The 15,627-nt window shown below is 64.6% G+C and carries 11 protein-coding genes; 5 read left to right on the forward strand and 6 right to left on the reverse strand.

From position 1 onward, the window contains the following. Positions 1-24 precede the first annotated feature (24 nt). From GJV26_RS15705 to GJV26_RS15725, 5 genes are all read right to left on the reverse strand, one after another. Positions 25-1,221, reverse strand: coding sequence for an IS4 family transposase (locus GJV26_RS15705; protein WP_155709600.1), 1,197 nt, complete (start codon positions 1,219-1,221; stop codon positions 25-27). A 161-nt stretch (positions 1,222-1,382) separates the two neighbouring features. After that, a complete protein-coding gene (locus GJV26_RS15710; protein WP_229419609.1) occupies positions 1,383-2,462 on the reverse strand; it encodes an FAD-dependent monooxygenase in 1,080 nt (359 codons plus the stop codon). A gap of 149 nt (positions 2,463-2,611) precedes the next feature. Next, positions 2,612-3,946, reverse strand: a complete 1,335-nt coding sequence (locus tag GJV26_RS15715; RefSeq protein WP_155709648.1) for an aminopeptidase P N-terminal domain-containing protein — start codon at positions 3,944-3,946, stop codon at positions 2,612-2,614. Beyond that, on the reverse strand, positions 3,943-4,671 hold the full coding sequence (gene murU, locus GJV26_RS15720) for an N-acetylmuramate alpha-1-phosphate uridylyltransferase MurU (protein ID WP_155709649.1): 729 nt from the start codon (positions 4,669-4,671) through the stop codon (positions 3,943-3,945). Before murU ends, GJV26_RS15715 begins: the two co-directional genes overlap by 4 nt. Before the next feature lie 7 nt (positions 4,672-4,678). After that, complete coding sequence (locus tag GJV26_RS15725; protein ID WP_155709650.1) at positions 4,679-5,767, reverse strand: aminoglycoside phosphotransferase family protein; 1,089 nt, start codon at positions 5,765-5,767, stop codon at positions 4,679-4,681. 114 nt (positions 5,768-5,881) lie between these two features. Between GJV26_RS15725 and GJV26_RS15730 the strand changes: the two genes are divergently transcribed. The 5 genes from GJV26_RS15730 (at position 5,882) to GJV26_RS15750 (ending at position 14,694) form a co-directional block, all read left to right on the forward strand. Continuing rightward, on the forward strand, positions 5,882-8,155 hold the full coding sequence (locus GJV26_RS15730; protein ID WP_155709651.1) for an LPS-assembly protein LptD: 2,274 nt from the start codon (positions 5,882-5,884) through the stop codon (positions 8,153-8,155). Between the two features lie 112 nt (positions 8,156-8,267). Beyond that, positions 8,268-9,704, forward strand: a complete 1,437-nt coding sequence (locus tag GJV26_RS15735) for a peptidylprolyl isomerase (RefSeq protein ID WP_155709652.1) — start codon at positions 8,268-8,270, stop codon at positions 9,702-9,704. Between the two features lie 8 nt (positions 9,705-9,712). Further along, positions 9,713-10,780, forward strand: coding sequence for a 4-hydroxythreonine-4-phosphate dehydrogenase PdxA (gene pdxA, locus GJV26_RS15740; RefSeq protein ID WP_155709653.1), 1,068 nt, complete (start codon positions 9,713-9,715; stop codon positions 10,778-10,780). Positions 10,781-11,006: 226 nt separating this feature from the next. Continuing rightward, positions 11,007-11,801, forward strand: coding sequence for a 16S rRNA (adenine(1518)-N(6)/adenine(1519)-N(6))-dimethyltransferase RsmA (gene rsmA, locus GJV26_RS15745; protein ID WP_155709654.1), 795 nt, complete (start codon positions 11,007-11,009; stop codon positions 11,799-11,801). A gap of 289 nt (positions 11,802-12,090) precedes the next feature. Beyond that, positions 12,091-14,694 (forward strand): TonB-dependent receptor, encoded by a 2,604-nt coding sequence (locus tag GJV26_RS15750; protein WP_155709655.1) that lies wholly within the window; start codon positions 12,091-12,093, stop codon positions 14,692-14,694. A 338-nt stretch (positions 14,695-15,032) separates the two neighbouring features. Here GJV26_RS15750 and GJV26_RS15755 read toward each other — a convergent pair whose 3' ends face one another. Then, the gene (locus GJV26_RS15755; protein WP_155709656.1) at positions 15,033-15,626 is read right to left on the reverse strand and encodes a fimbrial protein; all 594 of its coding nucleotides are present in this window, start codon (positions 15,624-15,626) and stop codon (positions 15,033-15,035) included. Position 15,627: the final 1 nt, after the last annotated feature.

A 15,627-nucleotide genomic window follows, 5' to 3' on the forward strand; every position in this document is an offset into this window, starting at 1 on the left:
GAAAAACAGGGTCCGTCCCTGAGCCTACCCCTCGAATTCCCAAGTGCGGACCATCGAAACGAGTTCGATAAATGCATATTTGATGGCCGATGGGGAGAGTCTGGGTCGACGATAGTCGTCGACCCAGTGCATTGCCAACGAGAAGATTGAAAGGCAGCTGCCTGCCTTGGGATGGCTGCCGTAGTGGACTTCATAGCCAGCCGCTCGTGCCGCTAAGCCGATCAGCCATAAGGCATAAGTGAGCAATGCACCGATTAGTAAAAGTGCCGCCAGACGAAGCAGGCTTGTAGTCTGGCTATGTCGCAGTGCCATTCCCCATTTGGCATTCTTCAGGTCGCGGAAAGTCTGCTCGATTTGCATGCGCCCAGAGTAAATTTTGATGATGTCGTCTGCACGAAGCTGTGCCAGTGCTGGCGAAACGGCGAGTAGCCAAGGCTCACATTGGGCAGCGCTGTTTTTCTTGCTGTGGTGCGCGCGCGCAGGTTGACCGGATTTCGTCAAGCAATGCCGTCCTTTCGATTTGGACTTGTACAGCACTAATCGGCAGTCGACAGGGTTGGAGCGGACATGAAAAAAATAGCCCAAATCGCGCGCTTTTGCGGTAGCTCTTGAGTACAAGCTTTTGCAGCCGAACCAGTCGTTGCCGTTCTGTTGGCACACCAAATCACGGTTGCGTATCCGTCCGACCCAGCCAAAGCCGAGCTGATTGAGCGTTTTAAACCACGTAGCACGAAATCCTGCATCGGTGATGATGATGGCGCGACAGTGCGCTGGCAGGATGGTTTTCAGGGTCTTCATGAAGCACTTATGGACCAAAGATGCCGCGAGCCTCTCCTGAGGGTGGACCTCCTCGTAGAGCGTAAAGGCGCGTCCTTCGATGATGGCTGCTGCACGCAGCAATTGAGCACTGCCATCTGCGCGAATTTCTGACCAATCTACTGCTACCTGCACGTATTGCCTGGATTGAAGAAGGCGTTGGCTCATTGCTCGGTATATCTGCACCCGCTCTTTGGCCAGATGGGGATTGCTCAGCAAACGGTCACAGCACTTGATGCGATGCCGAAGACTTGTTTGTGACCTGAGCTGCTTACCGATGCGTACAACGCCCAGCCCGGCACGAGCTGCAGCTTGCACAATTTGAGCTAGGCAAGCTCGGCGTTTAGCGTGAATTGATGGGCACTCCTGCCCCAACAATCGTTGTATGATTTGGCGTGCATGCATGGTCCGTGCCTTTCATTTGCAGTTTGGTCACTACGAATGAAAGGGCTAACACGGCCATGCATGTGCCGTTTTTGGGATTGAAGTTAACAGCTTCCCATATGGTTTACAACAAAAATTTGAGGGGTAGGCTCAGGGTCCGTCCCTATTTTTAGAACCCGCACCTAGCGCCGGCCGTACATCATCATCTCGGCAAGCATCGAGCGGGCCGGCGTGAACAGGTCGATGGCGGCCAGCGACAGGCCGAGTACCGGCTGCAGCGGCGAGGTATTGGCGAACACGCGTGCCATCGTGTCGGTCAGCCGCACGGTGAGGTCGCGGTCCTGGCGGCGCAAGGCCGCGAAATCGGCCAGGTTGTCGGGCGTGGCGCCGCGGGCCAGCAGCCGGGCCAGCACGGTGGCATCGCGCAGGCCCAGGTTCAGGCCCTGGCCGGCCACCGGGTGCAGCGTCTGCGCCGCGTTGCCGATCGCGGTGGTGCGCGCGGTGCCGGCCACGCCGGCGTTCAGGCCGAGCGGGAAGGCGAGGCGCCGCGTGGCGCCTGTGAAACGGCCGAGCCGTTCGCCGAACGTGGCATCGAGCCGCGCCAGGAAGGCGGCGTCGTCCAGCGACAGCAGTTCCTGCGCGCTGTCCGGCCGCACGCACCACACCATCGAATAGCCATCGCCCTGGGGCAGCATCGCCAGCGGGCCTTCGTCGGTAAACCGTTCATAGGCGCGGTGCGCGACGGGGGCGCTGGCCTCCACGTGCGCGATGATCGCCGACTGCCCGTAATCGCGCATGGCCTGCTTGCCGGCCTGCGCGCCGAACAGGCCGCCCTCGGCCTGCACCGCGATCGCGGCGGTGACGGTGCGGCCGTCCTCCAGCGCCAGTCGTACGTGCCCGGGCGTTTCTTCCAGCCCGGTGACCCGCGCGGGACGCAGCGCGACGATGCCGAGCCGTTCGACAACCCCCGCCAGCACGGAAACGAGGTCGCCGTAGCGCGTCACGTACCCCAGCGCCGGCACGCGATGTTCGTCGCGCGAGATCATGCTGCGGCCGAACGCGCCCTTGCGCGAGACGTGGATTTCATGGATGTCCGTGGCCGGCACGGGCCAGGCCCCGATCTGGCCGAGGATCTGCCGGCTGCCCCACGACAGCGCCAGCGTGCGCGGATCGTCGCACGCGGCATCGAGCGGCCTGGCGTCCACCAGCGCGATGCGCGCGGGCGCAACGCCGCGCCGCACGAGCAGGGCCGCCAGCGCCATGCCGGCCGGGCCGGCGCCGCAGATCGCCACGCTGTAGTGCGCCACGTCGTCATTCTCCAGGCCATGGGGCCCGCCCGCGTTATGGGTATGTACGTCTGCGATATGAACGTCGGCGGTATGTACGCCGGCGGTATGTACATCGGCGCTGCTCATGTTCGCTCCTTCATCAGCCGTTCGATATCGGCCACGGCAGTCGGCACCTCGTCCGTCAGGAGGCGTGGCACACCGTCGGCGACCACCACGTCGTCCTCGATCCGGATGCCGATGTTCCAGTACTGCTCCGGCACGCCCGGCGCAGGCCGCACGTAGATACCCGGCTCCACCGTCAGTACCATGCCTTCGGCCAGCGGCCGGGATGGCTTGTCCGGGTGCTCGCTCACCCGATAGGCACCGGTGTCGTGTACGTCCATCCCGAGCCAGTGGCTGGTGCCGTGCATGTAGAACGCCGTATAGGCCTTGGCGGCGATGACGTCATCCACGCCGCCCGCCTTGCCGGCATCGAGCAGGCCCGTATCGAGCATGCCTTGCGCCAGCACGCGCACGGCGGCATCGTGCGCCGCATGGAACGTGTTGCCCGGCCGGATCGCATCGAACGCCGCGGCCTGCGCGGCCAGCACGATCTCGTACAGCGCCTGCTGCGGCGCGGTGAAGCGGCCGTTGACGGGGAAGGTGCGCGTGATGTCGGAAGCATAGCCATCAAGCTCGCAGCCGGCGTCGATCAGCACCAGGTCGCCGTCCCGCGTCTGGCGGTCGTTGACGTTGTAGTGGAGGATGCAGCTGTTGGCGCCGGATGCGACGATCGGCGTGTAGGCCGGGAACTGCGCGCCGCTGCGGCGGAATTCGTACAGCAGTTCCGCCTCCAGTTCGTATTCGAACACGCCGACGTGCGCCGCCCGCATCGCGCGCCGGTGCGCGGCTGCCGAGATGCGGCCAGCGCGCAGCATCAGTTCCTGCTCGCCGGTGTCCTTGACGACGCGCATCTCGTCCACCAGCGGCACCAGGTCGCGCAGTGCCGGCGGCGCGACGATGCCGGTGCGGCCCCTGGCGCGCACCGCGTCGAACCAGCGGCGCAGCTGGCCGTCGAGCCGTTCGTCGCGCGCCAGGCGGCAGTACAGCATCGGCGCGCCGGCCAGCAGCTCCGGCATTTTTTCGTCGAGCATGCCGATCGGCCACGCGGCATCGACGCCGAATTGCGCCTGCGCCGCTTCCGGGCCATGGCGCAGGCCGTCCCAGATTTCACGCTCGGGATTTTTTTCGCGGCAGAACAGGATCGCGCGGGCGGGCTGGTCGCCGGCGGCGGCCACCAGCACCAGCGCGCTTTCCGGTTCCGTGAAGCCGCTCAGGTAGTAAAAATTGCTGTCGTGGCGATACGGGTATTCGCTGTCGCCGTTGCGCACCGCCTCTGGGGCGGTGGCAAGAAATGCCACGCTGCCCGGCTCCATCCGCGCGAGCAGGCTGGCGCGCCGTTCAGCGTGGTTCGTCATGCCCGCCTCGCTCCGAATGCCGCGTTCAGCTGTTCGAGCTGCTGCGGGGTACCCACGTTGTCCCAGTCGCCTTCGTAGACCTCGCCGCCGAGCTGGCCCTTGTCCGCGAATTCGCGCAGCAGCTTGCCCAGGCCCGCGTGCTGGCCCGGCGCGATGCCGTCGAACATTTCCATGCGGTAGACGCCGATGTTGGCGAACGTCCATGCCGGCTCGCCGCTGTCCGGCACCGGATTCGAGATCGTGTACATCTTCAGGCCGAAGTCGCCCTTCGGGTGGAATGGCGGGTTCTTCACCAGCCAGATCCAGGCGATGTCGCGCTTCCCGACCGGATGCGGATTGCCCCACATGTCGTTGTCGTGCAGGACATCCTTCACTTCGGCGAAATCGAAGTGCGGGCAATAGATGTCGCCCGAGATCGCCAGGAACGGTTCCTCGCCCAGCAGGTGCCGCGCGTTGGCGATGCCGCCGGCGGTCTCCAGCGCCTCCCGCTCGGCCGAATACCGGATCGTGGCGCCGAAGCGGCCGCCGTCGCCCAGGTGCTCCTCGATCATGTGGCCGAGGTGGGCGTGGTTGATGACGATCTCGGTGATGCCGGCGCGCACCAGGTTCACCACGTGCCACTCGACCAGCGGCCGGCCGCGCACTTTCAGCAGCGGTTTCGGGCAGGTGTCCGTCAGCGGACGCATACGCTCGCCGCGGCCGGCGGCGAAGATCATGGCTTTCATGGCGTCCTCAGAACGTGTACCCGACGGCGGGCCGGGTGTCTTCCAGCACGTCGAGCAGCCGGACCAGCGGCTTGAGCTCGCGGTAGCGGTTGGCCGTGTGGCGCACGTATTCCATCACCGTGGGCAGGTCGCCCAGGTACAGCGGCTTGCCGTCGCGATAGTTCAGGCGGCAGAACAGGCCGAGGATCTTCAGGTGGCGCTGCAGGGCCATGTATTCGAAATCCCTGTAGAACGCGTCGAAGTCCTTGTTGACGGGCAGGCCCGCGGACCGGGCGTGCTGCCAGTAGCGGATCACCCAGTCCAGCACCAGTTCCTCGTCCCAGGACACGTAGGCGTCGCGCAGCAGCGAGGCGGCGTCGTACGTGATCGGGCCGTAGACGGCGTCCTGGAAATCGAGGATGCCGGGATTGTCCTCGTCCATCCACATCAGGTTGCGCGAATGGTAGTCGCGGTGCATGAACACCTGCGGCTGCGCCAGGCAGTTGGCCACGATATGGTCGAACACCTTCTGCAGTTCGGCCGATTGCGCCTCCGTCAGCGTGGCATTGAGGTGCTTGCCGATGTACCACTCGGGGAAGATGTCCAGCTCGCGCAGCATGAATGCGCGGTCGAATTCCGGCAGCACGCCGGGCTGGCTGTGCTGCTGGATCTTCACCAGCGCCGACAGCGCCTGCGCATACAGCGCGGAGGCATTGTCCGGGTTCAGCGCCTGCAGGTAGGTGGTGGTGCCCAGGTCCGACAGCAGCAGGAAGCCCTGTTCCAGGTCTTGCGCGTGGATGACGGGAACGGCCACGCCGGCTTCGGCCAGCAGTGTGTCCACCTTGACGAAGGCTGCGGTATTCTCCCGCTCCGGCGGGGCATCCATCGCCACCAGCGTGGCGCCGAAGTTCGTGCCGGCGCGCGCCTGCGCGGCCGGCAGCACGTCGAACCGGAAGTAGCGGCGGAAGCTGGCATCGGCCGACGCGGGACGTGCCGAAGCCACATCCACGATGTCCAGCCCCTGCAGCCAGGTTTTCAGTTGTTGCAGGCGCGCGTCGCCGGCGGCGGATGCGTTGTGGGATGCGCCGTTGGATGATAAGTTGAGCAAAGAAGACATGGAATACAGCCAGAGCAAACCGGATGTTGACAAAGGAATCCCATATAATAAGGGATTCAATTCAAAAAATCGCCTATATGGTGTCTTTATAGTGCATCGCCTATCAATCTGTTCATGAGCCTGGCCCCACCCTTCAAGAAGCGCTGGGCGTACGCCATTTCCGCCCTGATCGCCGCCTGCGCGGCACAAGCCCATGCCCAGACCCAGCCGGGTGGCGGCACGGTCACGCCACGCGCGGAGGATCCGGATGCGCCGGTCACGATCCGCGCAGAGGAAATCAGCGGCCGGCCGGACCGGGAACTGATCCTGACCCGCGATGTGGAAGTGGTACAGGACAAGATGCGCGTGACGGCCGATTCGGCCTGCTACCGCCAGGTCGAATCCGAGCTCGAAGCGAAAAGCAATGTGCGGCTGTGGCGCTTCGGCGACTATTACACGGCCGACGAATTCCGCCTCAACACGGAAACCGGCGTGGGTTACATGCTGCAGCCCACGTACAAGCTCGAAATGAACAACGCGCAGGGCAAGGCGCAGCGCATCGACTTCCTCAGCCAGGACCGGGCCAATGTCGTCAACGGCACCTACAGCACCTGCGAAGGGCCCAATCCGGACTGGTACGTGCGATCGAGCACGCTGTCCCTCGACCAGGGCCGCGACGTGGGCGTGGGCGGCGCCACCGTGGTGTACTTCAAGGATGTGCCGCTGATCGGCACGCCGGGCATCTCGTTCTCGCTGTCCGGCGCGCGCCGTTCCGGCTGGCTGCCTGCCGTGCCGGGCTTCAGCTCGCGCGGCGGCGCCGAACTCACGGTGCCGTATTACTTCAACATCGCACCGAACCGCGACCTGACGGTGTCGCCGCATTACATCGGCCGGCGCGGCCTGCAGCTGGGCGCCGTCGGCCGCTACATCGGCGAAACGGATGCCGGCAGCTACGAAGGCCGCACCTGGATCGAGTACCTGCCGAACGATAAAGAGAAGGGCATCGACCGCTGGCAGATCCAGTCGTCGCACACGCAGGCGCTGGCCAAGGACTGGTCGTATGGCTGGAACGTGCGCGCCGCGTCGGACGAAGACTACCCGACCGACTTCTCGAAGACGGTGGCGGGCAGCGCCGAGCGCCAGTTGCTGAAGGAGCTGCGCACCGATTACCGCGGCGAGATCTGGAGCCTGACGGCGCGCGTGCAGAAATACCAGGTGCTGCAGGACCCGGATACCAACACGATCACGCCGCGCCCGTACGACCGCCTGCCGGCGGTGAATTTCCACGCCGGCCAGTACGACATCGGCGGCTTCGACTGGTCGGTGGATGCCGAGGCGACGCGTTTCCGCTATGCCGGCCAGGATATCTGCCCGGGCGCGAACATCGGCGGTACGACGTGCACGTACGATTCGAAGGTCAACGGCGACCGCATCGTGGTGCAGCCGCAGATCAGCTTCCCGATCATCAGCCCCAGCTACTTCATCACGCCGAAGCTGATGCTGAACGCCAGCGCCTACAAGCTGGACAAGTTCCTCGAAGAGGAAAGCCGTACGGTCACGAAGGCGATCCCCACGTTCTCGCTCGATTCGGGCCTGGAATTCGAACGCAGCACCAGGCTGTTCGGCCGCGCCGTCACGCAGACGCTGGAGCCGCGGCTGTTCTACGTCTACACGCCATACCGCGACCAGACCGACGTGCCGGTGTTCGACACGGCCGACGCCACGTTCAACTTCACCCAGCTGTTCTCCGAGAACCGCTTCGTGGGCTCGGACCGGGTGGGCGACGCCAACCAGGTGACGGCGGCGATCGTATCGCGCTTCCTCGAGGAATCCGGCGCGGAGCGCCTGCGCCTGGCGTTCGGCCAGCGCTTCTACTTCAACGACCAGCGTGTGCAGCTGACGAGCACGGAGCCGGTCAGCACCGGCCGTTCCGACCTGCTGCTGGCCGGCGCCGGCCGCATTTCCGACACCTGGGGCGTCGACAGCGCGGTGCAGTACAACCAGGGCGACAAGCGGGTGGTCAGTTCGAACTTCAACGTGCAGTTCCAGCCCGGCCAGAAAAAGGTGTTCAACGCCGGCTACCGCTTCCTGCGCGACAGCTTCAAGAACGTGGATTTCTCGACGCAGTGGCCGATCTCGCAGCGCTGGTTCGGCGTGGGCCGCATGAGCTATTCGCTGCAGGATCACCGCATCCTGGAGAGCCTGATCGGGCTCGAATACAACTGCGACTGCTGGGTCTTCCGCATGGGCGCGCAGCGTTTCGTGACGACCACCAACAAGACGTCGACCCAGGTGTTCTTCCAGCTCGAGCTGAACGGCCTGTCCAAGTTCGGCATCGGCAACCCGCTCGAAGTGCTGAAGAACAGCATCCCGGGCTACCAGCAACTGAACCCGGGGTACCGCCGCTGACCGCTGTCGACACCGGTTCCAGAGTTCGCCGTGGCACAAGCTGTTACACTTTTCGCGGCGAGCACCTGCTATCCTTCACCATTTTCCACCTGACCTGAAAAGCGTTTGCAATATGTTCAGTAAGCACCCGATCACCATCGCAGCACTGCTGCTGTGCGCCATGACAGCCGGCGGCGTGGCCGTGGCGCAGGACGCCAAGCCGAGCGCTGCGGCCAATGCGCCGGCCGCTGCAGCGTCTGCACCAGCCGCCGCGCCTGCCGCTGCCGCACCGGCGCAGCCGAAGGGCTTCACGCCGCCGGGTCAGTCGAAGAATCCCGAGATCGATTCGATCGCCGTGGTCGTGAACGACGACGTGATCACGCGCCGCGAGCTCACCGAGCGCGTGGCCGTCATCATGCAGCGGATGAAGCAGCAGAACGTGCAGCTGCCGGATGCCGCCGCGCTGCAGCGGCAGATCCTCGAACGCATGATCGTCGAGCGCGCCCAGCTGCAGATGGCCAAGGAAATGGGCGTGCGGGTGGACGACACGATGCTCGACCGCGCCATTGCCCGTATCGCCGAACAGCAGAAGCTGAACGTGCAGCAGTTGCGCGACCAGATCGAGAAGGATGGCACGTCGTTCGCCAGTTTCCGCGAAGAGATCCGCGAGGAGATCATCACCACCCGCCTGCGCGAGCACGAGGTGGATGCCAAGATCCAGATCTCGGAAGCGGAAGTGGACAGCTTCCTGGCCGCGCAGCAGGCGGCGGCCGCCGAGCAGCATGAACTGAACATTTCGCAGATCCTGGTGCGCATTCCCGAAAACGCCACGCCGGACGTGATCGCCCAGCGCCAGCAGCGCGCCGAGGACGTGATGCGCCAGCTGCGCACCGGCGGCGATTTCGCCAAGGTGGCGGCCACGTATTCCGATGCGACCGATGCGCTGCAGGGCGGCGCCGTCGGCTGGCGCCCGAGCGACCGCATTCCGCCGGTGTTCGCCGAGGCGCTGGAAAAAATCCAGCCGGGCCAGGTCACGCCGATCATCAAGAGCGTTTCCGGCTTCCACATCCTGAAGCTGATCGACAAGCGCTCGCTGGCCCAGGCGCAGGCCGAGGCCGCCGTGGAACAGACGCACGCGCGGCACATCCTGCTGAAGGTCACGCCGGCCACCAGCGCCGAAGATGCCAAGCGCAAGCTGGCCGAGATGAAGGCGAAGCTGGACAGCAAGTCCGCCACCTTCGAGGAACTGGCGCGCATCTATTCCACCGACGAATCGGGCAAGAAGGGCGGCGACCTGGGCTGGCTGTACCCGGGCGACACGCTGCCGGAATTCGAAAAGGCGATGAACGAACTGAAGCCGGGCGAAACGAGCGGCCCGGTCGAGACGGCGTTCGGCTACCACCTGATCCAGGTGGTGGAGCGCAAGTCGGAAGACATGTCGAAGGAAAAGAAGCGCAACGAAGCACGGATGGCCTTGCGCGAACGGAAGATGGTGGAAGCGGCGGAAGACTTCCAGCGCGAGGTGCGCGACCGCGCCTACGTGGAATACCGCAGCGAAGACCTGAAGTAAGGAAATCCATGAGCGTTAGCGTGCCAGCGCGCCGGCCGGGCGTGCGACCTGCCATTGCCATCACCGTCGGCGAGCCGGCCGGCATCGGCCCCGAGATCTCGATCCGCGCGGCCTGGGCGATGAGAGAGCGCGTCAACTGCGTGCTGCTGGGCGATGCGGCCTTTCTCGCGATGACGGCGCATGCGATCGATCCGGCTATCCGCATCAGCGCGCTGTCGCTGATGGCGGTGCGCAACGGCGGCCTGCCGCACTTCGGGCCGGACCGCCTGTCCGTGATCGACGTTCCGCTGGCCGCGCACGTGGTGCCCGGCACGCTCGACAGCGCCAACGGCCGCGCCGTGCTGGCCACGCTCGATGCCGCGATCGAAGGCGTCAAGGCGGGCTGGTTCGAGGCGGTGGCCACGGCGCCGCTGCAGAAAAGCACGATCAACGATGCCGGCGTGGCGTTCTCCGGCCATACCGAATATTTCGCCGACCGCACCGGCACCGCGCAGGTGGTGATGATGCTGGCCGGCGAGCCGGCGGGCGTGGACGGCGTGGCACAGCTTCGCGTCGCGCTGGCCACCACCCACCTGGCGCTGAAGGACGTGCCGGCGGCGCTGACGATCGGCGGCCTGGGCACGACGCTGGACATCATCGACCGCGACCTGCGCACCAAATTCGGCATCGCCGCGCCGCGCATCCTCGTCACCGGCCTGAACCCGCACGCGGGCGAGAACGGCTACCTGGGCCGCGAGGAAATCGACGTCATCACGCCCGCGCTGGAAGCCGCGCGGGCCCGCGGCATCGACGCGCGCGGCCCGTACCCGGCCGACACGCTGTTCCAGCCGAAGTACCTGCAGGATGCGGACTGCGTGCTGGCGATGTACCACGACCAGGGCCTGCCGGTGCTGAAATACGCCACCTTCGGGCGCGGCATCAATGTCACGCTCGGCCTGCCGCTGATCCGCACCTCGGTCGACCACGGCACCGCCCTGGACCTTGCCGCCCGCGGCCTCGGCCACGCCGACTGCGGCAGCATGGAACAAGCCATCGCCGCCGCGCTGGGCATGGCCAACGCCAGCCGCGGCAACTAATTCCTGAAACCGGGGTCAGACCCCAGTTTCAGGAAATATTTCTCGAATCGGGGCGAATCTATTCTGGAATAACCCTCGTCTGGACAGCGGCTGATGATATTGATTCCATTGGTCTGATCTGTCTTTCTTGCAACTAATTTCCAAAAACTGGGGTCTGACCCCAGTTTTGAGAAATATTGCCCGAACTTGGGGTCTGACCCCGGTTTTTGGAAACTTACACAAGCATATGAAACATATTGCACGCAAGCGCTTCGGCCAGAATTTTTTGCACGATGACAGCGTCCTCGGCGACATCATCACGGCGATCGCGCCCGCCGATGGCGATACGATGGTCGAGATCGGGCCCGGCCTGGCGGCGATGACGGATCTGCTGCTCAAGTCGCTGCCGCACATGCACGTGGTGGAGCTGGACCGCGACCTCGTGGCGCGCCTCGAGAAGCGCTTCCCGCGCGAGAAGCTGACGATCCACTCGGGCGATGCGCTGAAGTTCGACTTCGCTTCGATCCCGGTGCCGGCGGGCCGCAAGCTGCGCGTGGTCGGCAACCTGCCGTACAACATCTCCAGCCCGCTGCTGTTCCACCTCACGGAATTCACGGCGCAGATCGAGGACCAGCATTTCATGCTGCAGAAGGAAGTCGTCGAGCGCATGGTGGCCGAGCCGGGCACCAAGGCCTATGGCCGCCTGTCGGTGATGCTGCAATGGCGCTACCGGATGGCGCTGATGTTCATCGTGCCGCCGGAAGCGTTCGATCCGCCGCCGAAGGTGGAGTCGGCCATCGTGCGCATGATCCCCATCGCCGATCCGCTGCCTTGCGATACCGCCACGCTGGAAGCGGTGGTGGCGAAGGCGTTCTCGCAGCGCCGCAAGGTGATCCGCAATTGCCTGGCCGGGATGTTTACCGAGCAGCAGATCGTCGACGCCGGCATCGATCCGGGCACCCGCCCCGAGACCGTGCCGGTGGAAGCCTACGTGGCCCTGGCCAACAGCCTGAAGCGCGCACCGGAACCGCAAGCGCAGTAGTGCGGGCCCGCTGCCTGCAGTTACGTTGATAGCCTCGATCGTTACAAGCGCACAACATTGCAGGCGTGGCCGCATGCCACGCCATCACGTTTGCCAACTGCTATTTTCCATGTAGATACAAGGGCTTGGCGCGATCACGTACCGATGTATATCAATTTCATATAGTTTCTCCGTGATATTTCATTGGCTGACCACCTTTTCAGCCACATAAGATTCGCTCAGGAAGTTGATCGATTGGCATGCTCCATGCTGCCAACGCCATTTCTGATAATAACGACACGGAGACCCCATGAAGCCCACCCCCATCAGCGTGCTGGTACGCGCGCTGTTTTTCGTCCCTGCCGCCGCCCTGGCCCAGCAAGCCCCGCAACCGGAAGCCCCGGCAAGCGGCGATACCGCCGTGCAGCAAGTCACCGTGACCGGCATCCGTGCGTCGGTACGCAGTGCCTTGTCCGTCAAGGAAAATTCCAACAGCATCGTCGAGGTGGTGTCATCGGAAGACATCGGCAAGCTGCCCGATACGACGATCGCGGAATCGCTGGCGCGCCTGCCGGGCCTGGCTGCCGGCCTGGACCGCGGCAACGCCAGCCAGATCGTGGCGCGCGGCATGGGCGAGCGCTTCATCGGGGCCACGCTGAACGGCCGCGAACTGGCGTCGTCCGAGCCGAACCGCGCGGTGCGCTTCGAGCAGTTCCCCTCCGAGTCGCTGTCCGGCGCGGTGGTCTACAAGACGCAGAACGCCGACCTGATTGAGGGCGGCGTCGCCACGTCGATCGACCTGCAGACGGTGCAGCCGCTGAAGTACAAGGGCCGCCAGGTCTCGGTCAAGGCCGATGCGCTCTACTATCCACTGGCCAGCGACGTGGACGCGAAAACCGTCCGCCCGCGCCTGGGCGGCATCTACATCGACCAGCTGGCCAGCGGCAGCGTGGGCGTGGCGCTGGCCGCCAGCTACCAGAAGCAGCCCTCGATCGAAAAGCGCAAGAACCACTGGGGCTTCAACGAGAACAACTCGGTGGACATGAACGGCGACGGGAAGGTCGACAAGACCCCGTGGGGCTTCGAGGACGAGATCAAGCGCGGCACCAACGAGCGTGCCAGCGTGCTCGGCAAGGTCGAATGGAAGGTCAGCCCGGATGCGCACATCACGGCGGACGTCTACTACGCCAAGAACAAGATCTACGAGCCGAGCGTGCAGCACTGGACGGGCGACATCGGCAACTGGGATGGCTGGCAGACGCCGAACTACTCGAACCTGGACATCCGCGACGGCTACGTGGTCGGCGCCACGGTCCGCGACGTCACCGTCTCCACCCACAGCACGCGCTGGTTCCAGAACATGAGCAATTTCGCCGGCGGCCTGAACGGCAAGTTCAACGCGGGCGACTGGAAGATCGATGCCGACCTGGCCGTCTCCCGCGCCGACCGCGACAGCCAGTGGGCCGACGTGCGCCAGACCAGCGGCAACGGCACGCTGGCCTGGGCCTTCACCGGCAACGAAAACCAGTCGTATTCGTTCTCGCAGGACACCGGCAACACCGCGATCTACGGCGCGCCGTCGCTGTACATCGATGCCGACGGCCACGTCGACGACAAGCTGAACTCGGCCCAGCTCTCCGCCTGGCGCCCGGTCGAACTGGGCCCGCTCAGCCGCGTCAAGTTCGGCGCGCGCTTCTCCGACCGCGAGAAATCGTTCAGCCAGACCACGTGGAACCTGGCCACGACGGCCACCTCGCTGCCGGCTTCGGCATTCGAGACGATCCGCGCGGACGGCTATTTCCCGGCGCTGATGCTGAACGACTTCGAAGGCACCGCCACCACGCTGTTCGGCGCCGGCGCGCTGTCGCCGGATGGCCGCGCACAGACCACGACCGACCTGCTGGCCGGCTGGCGGGTCAAGGAACGCACCAGCGCGGTGTATGCGCAGGGCGACCTGGAAGGTGAAATGCTTGGCCTCAAATACCGCGGCAACCTGGGCCTGCGCGTGGTGCACACGAAGCAGACCGGCTATGGCATTGAGTCGCGCAACGGCGCCGCGCCGACGGCGGTAGAGGGCGGGGCGTCGTACACCAGGGCGCTGCCCAGCGCCAACCTGATCTTCAGCCTGGACGAGGCGCAGGAACACCAGTTGCGCGTTTCGCTGGCGCGCGCCATGTCGCGGGCGCCGATGGACGAGATGCGCGCCTCGCGCCAGCTCTCGGTGGACACCACGCCCGGTTCGAGCCAGCCGTTGACGGGCAGTACCGGCAACCCGGGCCTGCTGCCGATGATGGCGAACCAGGCCGACCTGTCGTACCAGTGGTATTTCGAGAAGGGCTCGCTGCTGTCGGCCAGCGTGTTCTATAAAAAGGTGGGCAGCTACATCGGCATCACCACCGATACCACCACGATCGACGGCCGCCAGGCCACGATCACGCGTTCGATCAACGGCGAAGGCGGCTACGTGCGCGGCCTGGAGCTTGCCTACCAGCAGGCGTTCACGATGCTGCCGGCGCCGTTCGACGGCCTGGGCATGGCGGCCAACTTCTCGTACAACGAAAGCAGCATCCGCGAATTCACCAGCAACTTCCCGATGGTGGGCCTGATGCGCCGTAACGGCGGCGTCACGCTGTGGTACGAGAAAGACGGTTTCGAGGCGCGCCTGCAGGCCAACTACCACAGCCCGTTCACGCGCATGCCGCGCTGGACGGCCGGCTACCTGGTCGAGAACGACGAAGAGACCTATGTCTCCGCCAACATCTCGAAATACCTGACGCCGCAACTGCAGCTGCACGTGGGCCTGGACAACATCACCAACCAGAAGGTGGTGCACACGCAGGCCGGCAACCAGTACATCCAGAACGTGATGGAATACGGCCGGCGCTACAACATCGGGCTGGCATACAAGTTCTGACCGCACACCGCCCCACCAGCCGCCGGCAACCCCGGCGGTTTTTTTATGGGCAACGCGAATTCAGGCTGTTGTAAAAATCGGGGGCGAAGCAGGGATTTCGGGAAGCCCTGCTTCCCGCCTGCGCAGCGGAGATGGCCTGCAGGCCATCTCTCCTTCTGTCCCCGTTATTGAATTTCCACGAGCCAGGGTGCCAAAGTTTCAGGCAAAAAAAAGCCGGCTCTGGGAGCCGGCTAAATCCAATTCTTAGAAAGAAGTGGAGGAGACAGGTGCAATTATGATGCGGTGCCGCATATTGATCCACTTTATTTTCATAATGCCTATCATTCCACTTGTGAATATCACGTGCTGGCGACGCACGTCACCACGGCATCGACCCGGTGCGCATCGCCCATGATGCCGGAACCATTGACGATCGAGCAGGTCTGGCCCTTCGGCTGCGCGAAGATCGTGATGCCATAGGCCGTGCCGACCGGAATGCTGGAGAATTCCGCCACCGGCGAGGCCACCGTCGGCGCCGCCAGGGACGAGCCGTTGATCAGCTGCAGGCCTTCGCCGGTCAGGCCCTTCACGGTCACCACCACGCTGTAGACATTCTGCGCGCAGGTGATCGGGATGGTGACCGCCTCGGTGCGGCCGGCGGTGCCCGACGTGTTCGGCGGCGTGCAGGTCATGTGCGCCGGCTGCTTGGTGATGACCACGTTGTAGGTGTCGCCGTAGTCGATGGTGCTCGGGAAGCTGAACGAGGTCGCGCCGACCGGGATCGTGATCGTGTCGTTGCCGTTCGTCAGTTCCATGCCCGCATTCGGCACGCCGGTCACATAACCGCCCGAGTTATAGAAATTGCCGCCGATCGTGAATTCCGTCTTGCCGCCGCAGCCCGCCAGTGCGAGTGCCGCTGCCAGCACCGCCGTGCCGAGGTATTTTGCTTTCATT

The organism is Pseudoduganella dura (assembly GCF_009727155.1).
GTDB lineage: Bacteria > Pseudomonadota > Gammaproteobacteria > Burkholderiales > Burkholderiaceae_D > Rugamonas > Rugamonas dura.

Bases quoted from the DNA above. Each gene is read 5' to 3' on its own strand.
- GJV26_RS15705 (WP_155709600.1), bottom strand. From the start codon at position 1,221: ATGCATGCACGCCAAATCATACAACGATTGTTGGGGCAGGAGTGCCCA.
- GJV26_RS15710 (WP_229419609.1), bottom strand. From the start codon at position 2,462: ATGGCGCTGGCGGCCCTGCTCGTGCGGCGCGGCGTTGCGCCCGCGCGC.
- GJV26_RS15715 (WP_155709648.1), bottom strand. From the start codon at position 3,946: ATGACGAACCACGCTGAACGGCGCGCCAGCCTGCTCGCGCGGATGGAG.
- murU (WP_155709649.1), bottom strand. From the start codon at position 4,671: ATGAAAGCCATGATCTTCGCCGCCGGCCGCGGCGAGCGTATGCGTCCG.
- GJV26_RS15725 (WP_155709650.1), bottom strand. From the start codon at position 5,767: ATGTCTTCTTTGCTCAACTTATCATCCAACGGCGCATCCCACAACGCA.
- GJV26_RS15730 (WP_155709651.1), top strand. From the start codon at position 5,882: ATGAGCCTGGCCCCACCCTTCAAGAAGCGCTGGGCGTACGCCATTTCC.
- GJV26_RS15735 (WP_155709652.1), top strand. From the start codon at position 8,268: ATGTTCAGTAAGCACCCGATCACCATCGCAGCACTGCTGCTGTGCGCC.
- pdxA (WP_155709653.1), top strand. From the start codon at position 9,713: ATGAGCGTTAGCGTGCCAGCGCGCCGGCCGGGCGTGCGACCTGCCATT.
- rsmA (WP_155709654.1), top strand. From the start codon at position 11,007: ATGAAACATATTGCACGCAAGCGCTTCGGCCAGAATTTTTTGCACGAT.
- GJV26_RS15750 (WP_155709655.1), top strand. From the start codon at position 12,091: ATGAAGCCCACCCCCATCAGCGTGCTGGTACGCGCGCTGTTTTTCGTC.
- GJV26_RS15755 (WP_155709656.1), bottom strand. From the start codon at position 15,626: ATGAAAGCAAAATACCTCGGCACGGCGGTGCTGGCAGCGGCACTCGCA.